This window comes from Nostoc sp. TCL240-02 (assembly GCF_013343235.1).
Classification (GTDB): domain Bacteria; phylum Cyanobacteriota; class Cyanobacteriia; order Cyanobacteriales; family Nostocaceae; genus Nostoc.
Genome location: NZ_CP040094.1, coordinates 3,787,322 through 3,804,867, shown reverse-complemented (window position 1 = coordinate 3,804,867; position 17,546 = coordinate 3,787,322). Strand labels below are relative to the sequence as shown.

General features: G+C 40.7%; 14 protein-coding genes. 5 read left to right on the top strand and 9 right to left on the bottom strand.

Annotated features, from left to right (window positions below):
- The first annotated feature begins 267 nt into the window (after nucleotides 1-267).
- Entirely contained in the window at nucleotides 268-2,250 is a 1,983-nt protein-coding gene (locus FBB35_RS16320) for an amylo-alpha-1,6-glucosidase (RefSeq protein WP_174710525.1), read from the top strand.
- Nucleotides 2,251-2,280: 30 nt separating this feature from the next.
- On the opposite strand, the gene FBB35_RS16315 is transcribed toward FBB35_RS16320, so the two are convergent.
- Nucleotides 2,281-2,694 carry an ATP-grasp domain-containing protein gene (locus tag FBB35_RS16315; RefSeq protein WP_254625961.1) on the bottom strand — a complete coding sequence of 138 codons (414 nt, stop codon included), beginning with the start codon at nucleotides 2,692-2,694 and terminating at the stop codon, nucleotides 2,281-2,283.
- A gap of 342 nt (nucleotides 2,695-3,036) precedes the next feature.
- Here FBB35_RS16315 and FBB35_RS16310 point away from each other — a divergent pair, with 342 nt between their 5' ends.
- The gene (locus FBB35_RS16310) at nucleotides 3,037-4,470 is read left to right on the top strand and encodes a cell wall metabolism sensor histidine kinase WalK (RefSeq protein WP_174710524.1); all 1,434 of its coding nucleotides are present in this window, start codon (nucleotides 3,037-3,039) and stop codon (nucleotides 4,468-4,470) included.
- Nucleotides 4,471-4,487: 17 nt separating this feature from the next.
- Here FBB35_RS16310 and FBB35_RS16305 read toward each other — a convergent pair whose 3' ends face one another.
- The 4 genes from FBB35_RS16305 to FBB35_RS16290 all read right to left on the bottom strand — a co-directional run bounded on the left by FBB35_RS16305 (nucleotide 4,488) and on the right by FBB35_RS16290 (nucleotide 7,820).
- Nucleotides 4,488-4,715 carry a hypothetical protein gene (locus tag FBB35_RS16305; RefSeq protein WP_174710523.1) on the bottom strand — a complete coding sequence of 76 codons (228 nt, stop codon included), beginning with the start codon at nucleotides 4,713-4,715 and terminating at the stop codon, nucleotides 4,488-4,490.
- Nucleotides 4,716-4,734: 19 nt separating this feature from the next.
- Nucleotides 4,735-7,110 carry a heavy metal translocating P-type ATPase gene (locus FBB35_RS16300; protein ID WP_174713668.1) on the bottom strand — a complete coding sequence of 792 codons (2,376 nt, stop codon included), beginning with the start codon at nucleotides 7,108-7,110 and terminating at the stop codon, nucleotides 4,735-4,737.
- 125 nt (nucleotides 7,111-7,235) lie between these two features.
- The gene (locus tag FBB35_RS16295) at nucleotides 7,236-7,430 is read right to left on the bottom strand and encodes a heavy-metal-associated domain-containing protein (protein WP_114084902.1); all 195 of its coding nucleotides are present in this window, start codon (nucleotides 7,428-7,430) and stop codon (nucleotides 7,236-7,238) included.
- A 249-nt stretch (nucleotides 7,431-7,679) separates the two neighbouring features.
- Nucleotides 7,680-7,820, bottom strand: a complete 141-nt coding sequence (locus FBB35_RS16290; RefSeq protein WP_174710522.1) for a hypothetical protein — start codon at nucleotides 7,818-7,820, stop codon at nucleotides 7,680-7,682.
- Between FBB35_RS16290 and FBB35_RS16285 the strand changes: the two genes are divergently transcribed.
- Both FBB35_RS16285 and FBB35_RS16280 read left to right on the top strand, forming a co-directional pair.
- Nucleotides 7,819-9,261, top strand: coding sequence for an RtcB family protein (locus FBB35_RS16285; protein WP_174710521.1), 1,443 nt, complete (start codon nucleotides 7,819-7,821; stop codon nucleotides 9,259-9,261). The genes FBB35_RS16290 and FBB35_RS16285 overlap by 2 nt on opposite strands.
- A 3,132-nt stretch (nucleotides 9,262-12,393) precedes the next feature.
- Entirely contained in the window at nucleotides 12,394-12,849 is a 456-nt protein-coding gene (locus FBB35_RS16280; protein WP_174710520.1) for a response regulator, read from the top strand.
- 32 nt (nucleotides 12,850-12,881) lie between these two features.
- On the opposite strand, the gene FBB35_RS16275 is transcribed toward FBB35_RS16280, so the two are convergent.
- The 4 genes from FBB35_RS16275 to FBB35_RS16260 all read right to left on the bottom strand — a co-directional run bounded on the left by FBB35_RS16275 (nucleotide 12,882) and on the right by FBB35_RS16260 (nucleotide 16,428).
- Nucleotides 12,882-14,006 carry a hybrid sensor histidine kinase/response regulator gene (locus tag FBB35_RS16275; RefSeq protein ID WP_174710519.1) on the bottom strand — a complete coding sequence of 375 codons (1,125 nt, stop codon included), beginning with the start codon at nucleotides 14,004-14,006 and terminating at the stop codon, nucleotides 12,882-12,884.
- Between the two features lie 36 nt (nucleotides 14,007-14,042).
- A complete protein-coding gene (locus FBB35_RS16270) occupies nucleotides 14,043-15,377 on the bottom strand; it encodes a hybrid sensor histidine kinase/response regulator (protein ID WP_174710518.1) in 1,335 nt (444 codons plus the stop codon).
- 122 nt (nucleotides 15,378-15,499) lie between these two features.
- Entirely contained in the window at nucleotides 15,500-15,637 is a 138-nt protein-coding gene (locus FBB35_RS16265; protein ID WP_174710517.1) for a hypothetical protein, read from the bottom strand.
- Nucleotides 15,638-16,041: 404 nt separating this feature from the next.
- Nucleotides 16,042-16,428, bottom strand: a complete 387-nt coding sequence (locus tag FBB35_RS16260) for a hypothetical protein (protein ID WP_174710516.1) — start codon at nucleotides 16,426-16,428, stop codon at nucleotides 16,042-16,044.
- A 307-nt stretch (nucleotides 16,429-16,735) separates the two neighbouring features.
- Between FBB35_RS16260 and FBB35_RS16255 the strand changes: the two genes are divergently transcribed.
- Entirely contained in the window at nucleotides 16,736-17,458 is a 723-nt protein-coding gene (locus tag FBB35_RS16255) for a response regulator transcription factor (protein ID WP_174710515.1), read from the top strand.
- Nucleotides 17,459-17,546 lie beyond the last annotated feature (88 nt).

The window sequence follows — 17,546 nt, the reverse complement described above, 5'->3', positions numbered from 1 at the left end:
ACTACAAGCGATCGCAGTTAGACACCAAACAACAGTGCTAGCAAGTCTCAGAAGAGCGATCGCTAACTAAGCTAATCAACCATAGTTTAGCTTTTACTCACAGAAATGTCTTACCAAAGATACTTGTATTTAATATTACTCGAGACGATGTATTTTATTTAACCGCGATCGCAGTTAAGATTTTAGAACTCTTAATACCATTCTCGGCACACTAGAGGATTCATAATCCATAATCCAAATATTGATCCCAAGGAAAAGTGTTGACTTATGTGTATAGAATTTGGGCGGGAAATCTGCGGCAATCTTGACACGGCAGAGTCACGGGAATGGTTAGTTACTAACGGTATTGGTGGTTACGCTTCTGGAACTGTGGCTGGTTTATTGACCCGCCGCTATCACGGACTATTGCTAACAGCATTGAAACCACCTTTAGGTCGTACCTTACTGCTGGCAAAACTAGATGAAACTATCCTGTATGACAATCGCTCTTATTCTCTAGACACCAATCGTTGGGCTGATGGGACTGTCAGCCCTCACGGTTATCAAAATATTGAACGTTTTTCTCTGGAAGGTACAATTCCCTTATGGCGTTTTGCTGTTGCCGATGCCTTGTTAGAAAAACGGGTGTGGATGCAACAAGGTGTTAACACAACTTATGTCCAATATACTTTGCGTCGTGCTACGCAACCTCTGAAGTTGACCCTCAAAGCAATGGTCAACTACCGCGATTATCACAGCGACACCCAAAGTAATGGCTGGAAGATGTCTATTGAGGAAGTCGAACAAGGGATTTGTGTAACTGCTTATCCGGGTGCTGTACCAATGTATTTACTGAGCGATGGTGGTAGTGCATCTGTCGCCGACAATTGGTATTATGGCTTTGACTTGGCTGTTGAGCGCTATCGGGGATTGAGAGATAGAGAAGACCATCTCCACGCTGCGACTTTTGAAGTAACACTAAATCCTGGGGAAGCAATCGCATTTGTAGCCAGCACAGAAAAGCAAGCAAATCTTAATGCCGAGGCTGCACTTAAGTTACGTCGCGCTCAAGAGCAGAAGCTAACAGGAATTTGGAAAACTAATCAACCCCTCAAGACGAAGGAATCACCTATCTGGATCAAGCAACTAATACTAGCTGCCGACCAGTTTATTGTTGACCGTCCAGTGCCAGAAGACCCCAACGGCAAAACCATCATCGCTGGTTATCACTGGTTTGGCGACTGGGGACGCGACACCATGATTAGTCTACCTGGTTTGACAATTTCGACTGGTCGCCCAGAGGTAGCACGCTCAATTCTTCGCACCTTTGCCAGATACGTAGACCAAGGAATGTTGCCAAATCGCTTTCCTGATGCAGGTGAGCAACCAGAATATAATACAGTCGATGCCACTCTCTGGTACTTTGAAGCAGTCCGCGCCTACTACAGCGCTACGGATGATGATACTTTGCTTGGTGAACTCTTTCCTATACTTGCAGATATCATTGATTGGCACTGTCGCGGTACACGCTACAACATCCATCTCGATCCGGCCGATGGCTTACTGTTTGCAGGTGTTGCAGGTGTACAACTGACTTGGATGGATGCGAAAGTTGATGATTGGGTAGTTACGCCCCGAATTGGCAAACCGATTGAAGTTAATGCCCTCTGGTATAATGCTTTACGGAGAATGGCAAAGTTTGCCCGTCACCTTGGTAAACCACACCAAGAATATGAGGCAATGGCAGACCGGGCTAAGTATAGATTTTCTCGCTTCTGGAATGAAGAGACAGGTTATTGCTATGACGTTCTAGACAGTCCTGATGGTGATGATGCAGCATTGCGACCTAACCAAATATTTGCTGTTTCGCTACCAGAAAGCCCGCTAACACTTGCCCAGCAAAAGAGTGTAGTGGAAGTTTGCGGGCGATCGCTGCTGACTTCTCATGGATTGCGATCGCTTGCCCCTGACCATCCCCAATATCAGGGTAAATACGGTGGTAATCAGTATCAACGTGATGGCGCTTACCACCTGGGGACAGTTTGGGGTTGGTTATTGGGGCCCTTTGTATTAGCACACCTGCGCGTCTACAAAAATCCTGAGCAGGCTCGTCAATTTTTAGAACCAATGGCTAATCATCTTACTACACACGGTCTTGGTAGTCTCAGCGAAATTTTTGATGGTGATGCCCCGATGACTGCACGGGGATGTATTGCCCAAGCGTGGACAGTGGCAGAGGTTTTACGCGCTTGGCTGGCGACAGAGAATTGATGCGGGGAATAACTATCGACTGCTTACCTATCACCTCAACCAAAGTTGAGCGAAACGTTCAGCCGTCCATTCTACAATATCTGATACCTGCCCATCACCAATTTCTACGATCCTCTTAGTACCGTCTCTACGCTCTATTACATCTACAGAAAAAAATTGGCTTCCAATCCGCTTTGCACACTCTTCAACAATCTCTGGAACTTCTTCATCTGGTAAAGCGGCAAAAGCTTTACCAGATACAACAAAGTAACGCCTCTCCGTTTCGGGTACAAAATCTTCAATCCGCCGCACACAAATACCTCCCTCAATACTGCCTCGAAACTTCTGCATTTCAGACACCACTGTTCCTATTTCCGAAGGTTTATTAATTATGGAACCAACTGAGGTTTTGAGAGATTTAACGTAATCTTTGATAAAAAATCCGTTCCAAGCAAGTCTGTTCAACTCATTCTCTAAATTATCATCAACAGAATAAAATTTAGTCTCTGGAGTTAAATCGGCTAAAAGTGCAAAATTTTAAGGTAATTCTCATATTAAATTAATTTAATTAACAGTAAATTAATTTAATTTATTCTTAGAGAAGGATTTGCAGGGTTGAGAGGGCGATTAAAAAAAATCTTTCGCAATTTTTCTGGAATGGCTGCACTTTTCATTGTAGGTATACAACAAAGATAAGTTAAAATCATCTGTAACTAAAAATTTAACGGTTAATAGCAACTTTACATTTAGCATTCTGATTTTTTTATTGAAATATCTTTATTAAACACCTAAAACGTAACCAGAAAAGTGAAGCAAATCAGAAAAGTTTGGATAAACATAGACCTATTTTCCTTACAGTCACGCCTCACAATTGGTATTGCTGCATTCTCAGGTTTGGTATTAGGTAGCCTTGCTACATGGACTAGTTGGAAAATGCAGCAAATCTTAGTTGATAGTCATAAGTACAATATAGAACAAATCGCCAAACGCTTGCCGCAAGATGTACAAATTTATAGTGAAATGATGCAACCGGAAACTGGGTTGCAAAAGGCGATTAATAACTTGGCAAATACCAACATATTATTATGGTTAAAAAGTCCTGATAATAAAATTATAGTAAAATCTGCCACTTTAGATTTGGTATCTGATACTAAAGTAGCTGAGTTAATGTCTTTAACTAAGATGCCAATTAAACCACAAGTTTATCAAGTCAACGAAAGCTATTTTGTTTTATGTGGTAGTTCTGTACAAGTGAAGGGTAAGTTATTGGGTGAGTTATTTGTAGTCAAGGATATTACCCGCGAACAGAAAATGTTTCTGGGAATGGTGCAGAGTTTAGCGATTATTAGTGTTTTGGCAATTATTATTTTAACTGCTGCGATCGCATTTTACATCCAGCGTTCTCTGCAACCTCTACGCCAGCTAAATCAAATGGCTGCTGTGATTTCGGCTGAAGATTTAGGACAACCACAGCTATCTGTAGATAATGCGCCCAGCGAAGTTAAAGAGCTAGCTCAAACTTTAACTATGCTGTTATCCCGTTTATCCCAATCTTGGAAGCAGGAACGGGAATTTGTGAGTAATGTTTCTCACGAATTACGCACACCTTTAACCATTGTACATGGTTACTTACAAAGCGTCTTACGAAGGCAAAATAATTTAACACAAACCCAACAAGAAGCTTTAGAAACTGCGGCATCGGAAGCTGAACGCACTATCCGTCTGCTACAAGATTTACTTGATTTAGCACGAGCAGATAATGGTTACTTATATTTTCAAATGAAATCTTATGTGCTAAATGACTTGGTTGAAGAAGTGGTGATGATGGCAAAAAAATATAGCGATCGCATAATTAAAATCGAGTCAAAATTCGATGGGATTGAGGTGAAAGCAGATTACAGCCGCCTTAAACAAGTATTATTGAATTTGATTGATAATGCCATTAAGTATTCCGAAGCTGATACACCCATAATTTTTAAATTAAACCAACTTGAAGATAAGGCAATCATTCAAGTTTGTGACAAAGGTTATGGAATTCCTTTGCAACAGCAAGCACGGATATTTGAGAGATTTTACCGCGTAGATGAATCCCGCTCTCATACTACCGGGGGTTGTGGTTTGGGTTTATCTATTGTCAAGACACTTGTTGAGGGTATGGGGGGTAGTGTCAGTGTCCAATCAAAGTTAGGGGAAGGGAGTACATTTACAATTACTTTACCGACATATAGCAGTGCTATCTGAATTTTTAAAACATCCTCTTAAGAATCAGAACTTTTATAGAGGAGGAACCACCACAACTCTAGTCCCATAAAGGCTAAACCACCGATCGCAACACCAACTTTCAAGCCCAAAGGTTGCTCTATATGGTTAAATTGACCATTTTGCTCTGACGAGTGAGCTGTCATTTCTGCTAATGTTACACTTGGTGTTCCGGTGAGAAACACTAAAGCTGCAAGGCTTGCCCAAAGCATTTTTTTACTGAACATTTTCTAAATTAACCTGCAATTATGAGTTAGTTTTTGGTCGAAAGTTACGCAATCTGAGGGCGTTGCTAACGACAGAAAGCGAAGAAAGAGCCATCGCAGCGCCGGCGATAATTGGATTGAGTAACCAACCAAAGATAGGGAACAAAATTCCAGCCGCGATGGGAATACCAATGACGTTGTAAATAAAGGCAAAGAAGAGATTTTGCCTGATATTGTTGATGGTGGCACGGCTGAGTTGAATAGCTGTGACGATTCCTTGCAAATCTCCAGAAATTAGAGTGATATCGCTAGCTGCGATCGCAACATCTGTTCCTGTACCAATAGCAATTCCCACATCAGCTTGTGCTAGGGCTGGTGCATCATTTATACCATCGCCCACCATCGCAACAAGGGATTGGCGATTGGGTACTGGGGACTTGTACTGAGCGACTTGTGCCGAGCGAAGTCGAGGTAAGTCGAAGTATTGGGTATTGGGAAGAATTTTCCCCAGTCCCCAGTCCCTAGTCCCCAGTTCGCCTTTCTGAAGAGATTGGATAATCGCCGCCTTTTGATCTGGACGCACTTCAGCAAAGATTTGCTCAATGCCAACTTCTGCTGCGATCGCATCTGCCGTTTTCCGATTGTCTCCAGTCAGCATTACTACTTCTAAACCTAGCTTCTGTAAAGCTTTTACCACTGCTGTTGATGAAGGTTTCAGGGCATCGGCAATACCCATTATTCCTTGTAGTTCACCATCTACAGCAATCAAAATGACTGTTTTACCAGCAGTTTCCCAGGCATCTTTATACTGCTGAAGAGTCATGGTGTTAATTCCAAGTTCTGTTAACCAGCGTTGTGTACCAATTTGTACAAGCTGATTTGAAACAACTGCTTGGACACCACTACCTGCATTAGCCTGAAAATTCTGTACCTCCGTTAAACTCACCTCTTGAGACTGGGCGTATTTCACCACCGCTTCAGCTAAAGGATGCTCAGAATTCCGTTCTACTGTTGCTGCTAACTGTAAAAGCTTGATTTCATTCCCATTAGCTGTACCGTTAACAGTCACAAAGTCTGTAACTGTGGGTTTCCCTTGAGTCAAAGTGCCGGTTTTATCTAAAACGATGGTTTGAATTTTGTGTGCTAGTTCTAAGCTATCCGCACCCTTAATCAAGATGCCATTTTCTGCACCTTTCCCTGTCCCCACCATTACAGATGTGGGGGTAGCTAAACCCAAAGCACAAGGACAAGCGATAATTAGTACACCCACCGTTGTCATTGTTGCGAGGGTAAGGTTGCCAGTGAAATTAAACCAAATGACGAAAGTGGCGATCGCGATCGCAATTACAGCTGGTACAAACCATCCTGTAACTTGATCTGCCAAGCGCTGAATTGGTGCTTTAGAACCTTGGGCTTGTTGCACTAGTTTGACGATTTGAGCCAAAAACGTATCATTTCCAACTCGTGTCACCCGAAACTGAAACGCACCCGCACCGTTAATCGTCGCCCCAATCACTTCATCTCCTGGCTGCTTTTTGACTGGCAAACTTTCACCAGTCACCATCGCTTCATCTACTGTCGAAGCGCCTGCAATCACCTCGCCATCAACTGGAATCTTTTCACCAGGACGTACCAAAATCACATCGTTGATTCTGACTTCAGCAACGGGAACATCAATTTCCACACCATCACGGATAACTCTGGCATCTCTGGCTTGCAATCCGATCAGTTTGCGGATAGCTTCAGAAGTTTCTCCCCTAGCGCGATTTTCCAATAACCGCCCCAATAAAATTAAGGTAATAACAATGGCGGCAACTTCATAATAAACATGAGGTATCAAGCCCTGAACAATAAAAAATTTCGGGAAAACAGTGACAAACAAAGAATATAGATACGCTGCACTTGTACCCAAAGCAATCAGCGTGTCCATCGTCGCCGTATGGCGCTTGAGACTTTTCCAACCATTGCGGTAAAAAGATCCACCACACCAAAATATGACAGGTGTTGTCAGCGCTAATTGTATCCAAGGATTTTGCAAGAAGCTGGGAATTAAGGGGAAGTTCAGCCCAGTCATCATGGGCAACGACCCCAAAAAGAGGAAAATGCTGATTACACCTCCCACAATTACCTTGAGGAAAAGTTCGCGTTGTAATGCTTGCCTACTTGCAATCTCTGCATCATCTTCTTCAGAGAGCAATTCTTCCTGGAGTGAGTCAGAAGAGTATCCCGCAGCTGCGATCGCAGTTTGAATTTTCTCTAAATTGGCTAGAGAGCGATCGTACCTAATGGCGGCTTGTTCTGCTCCAAAGTTAACGTTGCAGTCAATCACCCCAGGAACAGAGCGAATTGCCTTTTCGATGTTGTTGGCGCAACCAGCGCAACTCATGCCTCGAAGTTTGAGTGTGAGAGTATCCATATTGGGGATTGGGGATTGGGTATTGGGCATTGGGGACTTGGAAACAGAAGGGAAAAGGTTAGAGGGCGAATGGATAGTTTTTCCTTTGCTCAGTAACTAGTACCTAGTCCTCAGTACCTAATCCCTTAAGCAACTGGATAGCCAGCAGCAGCCAACGCTTCCTTAATTTCTGTTTCTGATGCTTGAGTTTCTACACTGACAAGCTTGGTTGTTGGATCAGCCTGAACGCTAGCATTAGCATCGACTGCCTGAAGTGTTTTGGTGATGGTGCTTGCACAAACAGAACAAGACATATTGGGAACTGTGAGTTGGAGAGTCATAGATTTACGGGATAAAAATGAACAACCTAGCCAAACCAAGTTGGATGACTGAGGGACAACAGTCAACAATCAGAAATTTCTGGTTGAGAGTCCCCTTGAATTCATACTAGACTCTCTAGCCGGCTGGAGAGTCTAGAGAATTTTAAAAGTTTTTTGCTAAACTTCAAATTTCTTTACAGATGTAGTATGTAAAATGCAAAGAATACAAAATACTACAAAACACTTGTTTTTCAATGCAAGTGTGTGTTATCAAAGCTGTATAACTTGTTGTTTTCCCCACAATTCTGGGAAAATAACCCTCCGCACCACTTGAGACGCGGCTGCTGAACCCAAGTCTCCTACCTCTTCACAACCAAGAGTCTTTTTTAAGGCTCTATTTGGAGTTTTCATGCAGCCAAAAAATTTAAAACGTCTCCTGCGTGCTTTAGAGCGGCAAGGTTTGGATGTAACTTACGATAATCGCACTTATTCTGTCCGTTTACTTAATTCTCCTGATGCCCCTGTAGCAGAAGTGCTACTGCCAGAAAGCTTCCCCGTAGAAGCTAAGGCACTGAAGCAGCTAGCGAATTTGGCAAGCGTCCGCCATCCATCTGGTGGATGCGTTTGCCGTGCCTGTGCTACCCCTGACTTTCACCCAGGTGATGCGGGTGTTGCCATTGGTTCAATTGTGGAAACTGTGGGTCAGGTTATCCCTGGCGCTGTCGGTTCTGATATCAATTGTGGAATGCGCCTGCACGTTGCTGATTTGACAATTGACGAATTCATGGCAAAGCGCGACCAATTCGTCGAAAAAATGAAGGGGGATTACTTCTTTGGTACGCGTGATGTGACAATGACTGCTGAGGCAATGCGATCGCTATTTCAATACGGAATTCCCGGTTGGTTGGATGCCATGCTAGATCGGCCTACGGGGAGTGTAATCAAATCTGATTTGCAGCAACTTGCCCAAGAGAGCGAACGCATCTTCTTAGGTGGTTCAATGGATGGTAACTGGAAACTCGCGCCTGAAGAATTGGTTCCCGATAGCGGAATGGTACGCGATGGCGGACTGGCAACCATTGGCGGCGGCAATCATTTTGTAGAAGTGCAGCGAGTTGATAAAGTCGAAAATCGCCCACTTGCCCACGTTTGGGGAGTGCGCGAGGGACAACTGGCTTTTATGATTCACTCTGGTTCTAGAAATGTGGGTAAGTATATCGGGGGAATGTGGCGAGATAAAGCTAAGGCGACTTGGCAAAAAGGTCTGAAGTACCCTGATTCTCAGATTTTTCCTCTCTCTACCCATTCTCACCCCGAATTAGTCGCCAGTTACCTGCAAGCTGAGGCAACTGCTGCTAACTATGCTTTTATTAATCGCCTGCTATTAGCAGAACTGCTACGTCTGCGTTTGCGAGAAGTATATTATAAAGATGTGGAAGCACCTCTAATTTATGACTTGCCGCATAATATCATCTTGCCAGAAGGTAATGGATGGGTAACACGCAAGGGCGCTTGTCCCGCCCATACAGGGCAACCAGTGATTATCCCTGGTTCAATGGGGGCTTATTCTTATCTGATGGTGGGTAAAGGCAATCCAGCCTTTTGTAATTCGGCCTCACACGGGGCGGGAAGAATTCGTTCTCGCTTCGACCTCAATCGCAGAGGTGCATCTCAAAATGAGGCAGAACTGGGATTAACCGGGATAGACTGCATTACCTTGCGTGAAGAACGCCGCATTGAAGAAGCACCAGCCGCCTATAAACCGATTCAGTCTGTAATTGATGTGCAGGTTGAGGCAGAAATGGTGGACGTTGTGGCGCGATTGAGTCCGGTATTGACGTTTAAAGCGTAGCCTCTAAATAAAAAGCCCCTGGTCAACCCAGGGGTATCCATCTTTATTCCCTAATATTAGAATCGCATCTGTGAAACTATTATAAATCCGTACCAATGCAATTAACGCATAAGATTAATGATTATTTTGCAATAAGTTAGATGGAATTTACCCAGTGTCATCAATGCTACGGTGTACACACAAGTTAGATCCAGTTTTAGTTTTATCCCAATACGCTTGGGATAAGCCAGAAAGCCCTCATATAGAAACGCGATTTATCGCGTCTAAAAGACTGATATGTTAGAGAGACGCGATAAATCGCCGTCCTCAGAGAGAATGTACTCGTCAATTATTCTTTGACAGACCACTTGTGTGTACACCGTAGCCGTTTCGGAGAGAGGAATGGAAGTGCGGTAAAAAGTCATGCCACAAAATAAGAAATCAATACTTTATGTATTTTTCTTTTTTCGTATGAAACTACCCAGCGTAGCCTGCCTCCGCAGGGTACGCTATCGGCATCGCTTCTTTCTCTTCACTTGATCAGAAAATAAGTCTAGCTCAGTGCTAAACCTATAGATTTAGTGCTTAAGTAGACATTTCAGATTAATTTAGACTTACTTTTCTAGCAATTTATCTTCCTATAGACTGTATCCAAATTTCTTGAAGACTTGTACATAATAAAAGGCTTGGTTAAACCAAGCCTCTATATATACCAAGCATTTACTACACCAAGATTAATTTAGACTGACTCTTACTTTAGTTCATCTTCCTATAGACTGTATTCAAATATTCTGAAATCTGATAGCACACTTCCTGGTTACTCGTTAAAAAAAAGGTTTGGCTGTGAACCAAACCTCAATAATTGCTGTGCTTAACAACGTACAAAATTAATTTAGTTCTACTCTGTACTACAGTTCATCATCCTAGAGGATGTGTATAAATATTCAGAAATTTGGTATTTCATAACTTGGTAAAAATCTTAACTAATTTTTTGAAAAAATATACAAAAAATCTACCTAAAGTTAATCCTATTTAAAGATTTCTGGATTAGGCTAAAGACTCTAATCACCAAGGTAAATTCTGATATATCCCCTCTTTATTTTTTCTGCTCAATTTAGTGTATAAAAATATCACCCATCAATTTACTTTTAATCTGATGAAAGTCTATCTTTTACTCATAATTTAAAAGAAAAGACCCTGGAAGGGTATCCAGGGTGCATACACGTTTTTCAGGCATTAACAGGCTGAATAATAACTTTGTAAAATAGTTATTTCTACTATCTATAGAATGATACGAATATTGATATATATATGGTACTGATGGTTTTTTGTTGCTTGTTTTATTGATAGATAGTATTAAATAATACTAATAGGCATGTTTTTATGAGCTTTTCTATTTCTTTAGGATAGTGTTAAACAATGTTTAACATGATATGGATAGATTATTAATAGGAAGGTAGAGGAGATTTTGAAAATAATTTTTGATTAATACTCATATATCAAGTACGAATCTAGGGTCAATATCCTGTGAGTACTCCGTTGAAGAACTTGTAGAGCCTCGCCGATGCCTTACAAAGGATGCACAGTAGCATATATGGGCTATTTTTTACCTCACTAACTTGAAATATGTTGTATGTTTCAGTTGGTTAGTTTCAGTCACAAAAAAGGCATGGCTAAAAGCCACGCCCTATATATACCAAGTGTTTACCATACCTTGCTAATTTATAATTACTTTGATTTCAGTTCATCTGTCTAGAGTGTGTTGACATACTCTAATGATAGGCATGAAAAAAGGTTTAGCACTCAGCTAAACCTTCATTGAAAGCAGTTATTCGACACACCAAAATTAATTTAGAGCTACTCTTAATTCTGGTCATCTTCCTCTAGGATGTGTACAATAATTATAAAATCTGGTATCAATCTCTATCGACAATATGAGAATTATTTCAACCCCCTTTAGATAGATAAATATTCCAATAGATGTGATCAAAAACTAAATTGATCGCAGATAAAATTAATAGGCACTAGTGGTCTAATTTAACAAAGCTTAAACAAAATTATTCTCAAGTTTTTGGTTGCATTAAACTTAATACGGTTCAGTTAAAAATAATAGTAGTGGTCTATCACATTAATTCTGATAGCTGAATCAAATTTAAATTTACCTTCTTTCCTTCTTCCTTTACGCTCTTAGTGTCCTTCTCTAACGAGATGCTGTACGTAGCTTGCTTCTCCGTAGGAGTATGCGGTTCGTTCTCTTATCCCTTAAATGTAATGAGACAGACTAGTAGTCTCTCAAGAACTAATTGATGGATAAGAAAATCTTTCAATTTTTCTTCTTTCCTTCTTCCTTAGCGCTCTTTGCGTCCTACCCTACGGGTTTGCTGAAAGCGTTCTCGTAAGAGTAGTCGCTCCGCGTCTATGTGGTTCGTTCCTTTATCCATCAAAATGTATTTGACAGACTACTCTTTTAAGATACAAGGTTGGGTGGAGTAATGCTTACACTCAACAAATGTTATAAAGCTGTATATTCTCTTTACTGTTGTTTTTGTAGTATAGAATATTCACAATAATCTCAATAGAATAATCTACAAACAAATTTCTGCATAGGTGTGGCCCGTCGTAGACATCGCGCTATAGTAAAGTAGTAGATAGCCTTGGACAAAAGATGAAAAGCTTTTTCTTTTCAGGAACATATCAAAAATAATATCTTGGTTTAACATAAACAATCGCGTCTGTACAACCAATAAAGAGTGTGTCTAAATTATATTCAGCACGTAAGCTTTAGTACAAAATTTAACAGTTAATAACTTGAATTACTTGTTTATTTAGTATCTTTAAAATCTCAAAGCATACATAGTTCAAGCCGATACTTTTTTAAATCATCATCTGATCTTTTTACATAAAGTTATGGTGAATTTATTAAGAAAATATTCTGTAATTTTGCGTATAATCGAAAAGTATCCGCTAAACCTCTCAGCTTGAGGTTTTCTTCCCTCAGCAATTTTTGCGTGGGTAAGAATTATCAAATAGGCAAAAGTAAAACACATTAGCTAATTCTGACCGAGTACTATTTTATATGTTCGCGCGAAGCTTTGTCTGTATCTCCCTAATAGAGACAGACAAAGAGTCCTAATAAAATCTTCTGGAGAAGAGATGTATTTGGCACATTCATTCATGAGTGATGAAAAGCAGCAAAACTCTCACCAGCCTTTGATTTTGGCAGTGGAAGACCATGATGATAGTCTTTTGCTGATTAGTTATGCTCTTGAGTTAATGGGTTGTAGATTTATTTGTCAAACAGATTGTTCTGCAACAGTGCTGGTGGCTAAAGAATATCAACCGGACTTAATTTTGTTGGATATTTTGTTACCAGGTCTTAGCGGTATTGATGTTGTGCGTCATCTAAAGCAAGAACCCTTAACTTCCAAAATTCCAGCGATCGCAGTCACAGCTTTAGCTACCACGGAGGATCGAGGGCGTATCCTCAAGGCAGGATTTGATGACTATATCAGCAAACCCTATATGATTCAAGACTTAGAGGCTATAATTCGCCGTGTATTGGGAGGAAAATTCTCTCCTCACTCAGCTTTTGAACTTTGTCAAGATTAGCAATCCAACAGAAAAATATCCCCATGAAAAAGTTAAATGTTCTTGGGTAGTTGGACAGTGAACAAAGTACCCTTACCTACTTCAGAAGCAACCTGGATAGTTCCTGCGTGCCCTTCTACAATCCTGTGGGATAAATGTAGCCCTAAGCCACTACCTGAACGTTTATTTTTGCCTTGGCGAAATCGCTCAAAAATTGTTGCCTGATCCTCGGCCGCAATTCCATATCCTGTATCTTGTACCTCAATTGTTACCGAATCTTGATTTACTGGAGGAAGTGATGTTTCAAAAATGCGGATTGTGATCCCTCCTGTATCCGTAAATTTGATGGCATTGGCAATCAAATTGTTTAGCACCCGCCGTAGTTCCAAGCGATCGCCCATAATAATCCCAGCCTTTTTACCCAGTGGTTCTAATTTACTGGTGTCTATTGTCAGGGTCAAACCTTTTTCATTAGTTAGGGGGCTTAGTTCGCTCACTACTTCTTCAGATATCTCACGTAAATCACATACTTCCCAATTCAACGTTTTTTTACCTGCCTCGAAGCGATAGACTTCTAGGAGGGTGTTTACCATTTCCATCAAATTTTGGTTACTGCGAATCATAACTGCGATCGCCTGTTTCATTTCCGGCGAGATTTTGCAAAATGTTTCCATCTCAAACAAATTCAACATCCGATCGGCGGCTACTAAAGGAGTTCGCAAATCATGAGTCAGACGGGAAACAAAGTCTTCCCGTTGGCGGGTCATTTTCTGTTGTTCGTCCAGACTGTGCTTGAGGCGTAATAGCGATCGCACTCTTGCCAGTAGTTCATCCGTATCAAATGGTTTACGAATAAAATCGTCAGCACCAGCATCTAAACCTTCGACAACGCTAGATTCATGAAAAGCAGTAATCAGCAGAATTGGAATATAACTAATTGCTGGGTTATTCCGAATCCGACGTGTGACTTCATAACCATCCATCCCCGGCATCATTACATCTAACAAAATCAGATCGGGTGGAGATTTTTCAACTTGCCTCAAAGCCTTTATTCCATCTGAAGCCAAATCAATTTCATATCCCTCACTTTCTAAAATTGCTTGAACCAAAATAAGATTATCTCGAGTGTCATCAACTGCGAGAATACGATAAATTTTATTATTTTCAACTACAGACATAATTTATAAATTTTTTTCAGTTTTTTTGGAAGTAATTTATAGTTTATATTTAGGATATCCTATCGGTGCTTGCCTAGCTTGAGAAGATGACTGATCGGTATTTTTTGCTCTACCCAAAATTCCGTTGCTGTCTAATTGTAAATTGGGAGGGTCATCTGCCACATTTTGTAATGTGATTTGACGCGGCAATTCAATTTTAAACATTGAACCAATGCCCAATTTGCTCTCCAGAAAAATTTTGCCGCCCATCATTCGCACTAATGAATCTACAATTGCCAAACCCAGACCATTCCCTGGATATTTGCGAGTGATAGTTTGATCGACTTGGCGAAATGCTTCAAAGATACGTTTAAAATTTCTGGATGCTATACCAATACCTGTATCCCGAACAATAATTACTACTTTATTTGTAGGTAGTTCCTTAACCTCAACCCAAATCTCGCCAGACTCTGTGAACTTAATCGCATTGGAAAGTAGGTTAGTTAAAATTTGTCTGATCCGAACAGGATCGTTAAATATCAAAGGATTTTGCAAATCGGTTTGCACTAACAATGACAGCTTTTTAGCATCAGCAAGGGAACGCATTTCACCTACAGCGAGATTTATGACCTTTGATACATCAAATATTTCTGCCTTTAAGTCTAATCGTCCTATCTCCAGCTTAGAAAAGTCAAGAACTTCATTGAGTAGCATCAGTAAATGCTTCCCATTATTCAAGATGCGCTCAACCATATCTGCTTGCTGGTTATTTAGTTGACCAAACTTAGGACGCAGAAGTATTTGCGAAAAACCAATAATCGCATTCATCGGCGTTCTGAGTTCGTGGGACATAGTGGCTAAAAAATGTGATTTTAACCGTGATGCCTCCAACAGCTTAAAGTTTTGCATTTGAATCTGTTCTTGTTGTCTCTCCAATTCTTGGTTCTTACGAACGAGTTTTTCATTACTTTCTCTAAGCTGCTCTTTTGCCAAAGCTGCCTGCATTTCAGCCCGATAAATCCGAATTGCACTCCGCAAAATCTGTGCCAAGTTTTCTGGCGATACTCTAGACTTAGAGAGATGGTCTGTAGCACCAGCATTAATTAATTGAAAAGACATTTGTTCATCTCCTTGACTAGTCAAGACTACTATAGGAACTTTAATTTCCGAAAAACGTAGCCGTTGAATCAAGGTTAGTCCATCCTGGTTTGGTAAATCATAGTCGAGGAAAACACAATCATAAGCAGTACTGCTTAAGGCAGAAAACGCATCATTGCCATCGCCGACTTCAGACAGTTCCATCTGAATACCTGCTATCGTCAGACCCTGACGGACTACCATCCTGTCTACTTCGTCATCGTCTACAACCAAAATTTTCAGCGTCTCTTCCATCGTTTTTTATTTTTGCCGCCAAACATAGGTTGATGTATAACATTTCTCTTTTGAGATTATCCAATTAAAAAAATATAAGATTTTCGGGCATCTAAAATCTGTAACTTGATTAACTAAGGCATTTAGCACAATATCCAATACTTGTTTCGCGTTGCCATCATCTTGACAAAGTTAGGCAAGGTCAAAAGCTTGAGGATATATCTGGCTAGATTTAAGTCGTCAGCTTTAACTCGGTGTTGATCTTGATTTGAGGTTGTCATTACAATTACAGGAGTTGCTTTCAAAGCTAATTCTTTGGTTAAATTTAGTCTGTTGTATCCTTAATCTGGTTAGTTTGCCAGACTATTGAAATTAAACTCCTGGCAAAGGACCAATGGCTTTCAAAAAACTAGCAATTAACAAATCGAAAACTATTGCTCTAGGCACAACAGACAGAACTTATATAAAGTAAAATAAAGTACTTTACTAAGCTTAAACCAATTGTAAATGAGTGAGCAAGCGACCGTCGTCAGCCATTGGTGAGAGTTGCATACCATTATCGTGTACCATAAGCTTGAGCAGTTTTAACCATTAGATTTGGTTAGACCAGGTAAATAAGAAAGTGCTTCCTATACCTATTTGTGAATCACAAGTAATCCTACCTCCTGGAATTTCAACAATTTTCTTAACGATCGCAAACTTTCACAGTTTGGAAAATTCCCAAAACCTCCTCGCAAACTTTAGGAAGAATACCAAGCTCTTCTAAGCCTTTTGGCATTAAAAAGATTACTTGCTCACTTTGACTGCTGAAGGGTTTAACTTTTGAGCCGTAAGTCTTCCAGTATTTGGGCGCACGAGTAATTACCTTGTGCAGTTGTGGTTGAATTCCTTTTGAGATTGCCCACCATCGAGCCTGACTTTTCACGTGATAGGGAAAAGAAGAGGCGAAACCTAAACCCCTAGCCTCCAAAGTTTGTAGGGTTGGGGGAGAATTTAAAATCTCTTTCCTATAAGAAAAAAAGAATGAAAGTGAGGTTTTCCAGATCCCTTTAGAAGTCAGAACTTCGTCCATTTTTGTAAGCTTTGTACAAGATAATAGGAAATAACTAATGGAAGATGGCAACTAAAAGCTGAATTCTAAGCAAGGGAGAGCAATTTGGCATTCGTCTCAATATTTCATACTTTTTGTGCAAGTATCTATATATCTCCAGCTAGATATGTCCTCTATCTAAATATCAAAAAAGAGTAAATTTATTATTTCTAGCGATGGATGCAGACTGGTTAAAATATCATCTATCTTTGGTTTGGGGAAATAAGAGAAAGCGCTAACGAAAGGTAATACTTTGAAAGATGCAAACAGCGTGAGAGCGAGTATAGCGATGAATGAAATTAGCATTATTTTAATTGAAGATCATGACTTAACACGAATGGGGCTAAGAGCGGCATTACAGTCTCACAGCGCCTTGAAGGTAATAGGCGAAGCAGCAAATGCGACTCAAGGACTAAAACTTTTAGAAACGGCAAAGCCAGATGTAGCTGTTGTAGACATCGGTTTACCTGACATGGATGGCATTGAACTCACCCGTAAATTCAAACGCCATCAAGCTGAAACTGGTCAGACGACAACGAAAATTCTGATCCTAACAATGGATCACACCGAAGACGCTGTACTTGCAGCTTTTGCAGCAGGTGCTGATTCTTATTACATGAAAGAAACAAGCATCAGTAAATTAACTGAGGCGATTCAAGCAACTCACGGCGGTAACTCTTGGATCGATCCGGCAATTGCCAATGTGGTATTGCGAAAAATGCGCCAAGGTATTCCTGGAGAAAGCCAAAGTTCTGATAAGCCGAAGACTGTAAAAATTGAGGCACTAGCCTCAGAATACGAGCAAGTTTTAGAAACATACCCCCTAACTCAACGGGAATTGGAAATCTTAGAATTGATTGTAGCTGGGTGTAGCAATGGGCAAATTGCCGAGAAACTCTATATTACAGTTGGTACCGTAAAGACTCATGTTCGTAATATTCTAAATAAATTATGTGCTGATGACCGTACCCAAGCTGCCGTCAGGGCCTTACGTTCTGGATTAGTAGCATAAGGAGTGCTGTACATGGATAGCAGAGGTCTAGCTTGTGAGGATCAAAGATTGGGAAGATAAGGGAGTCGGGGAGCAAGAAAGTGGCAAA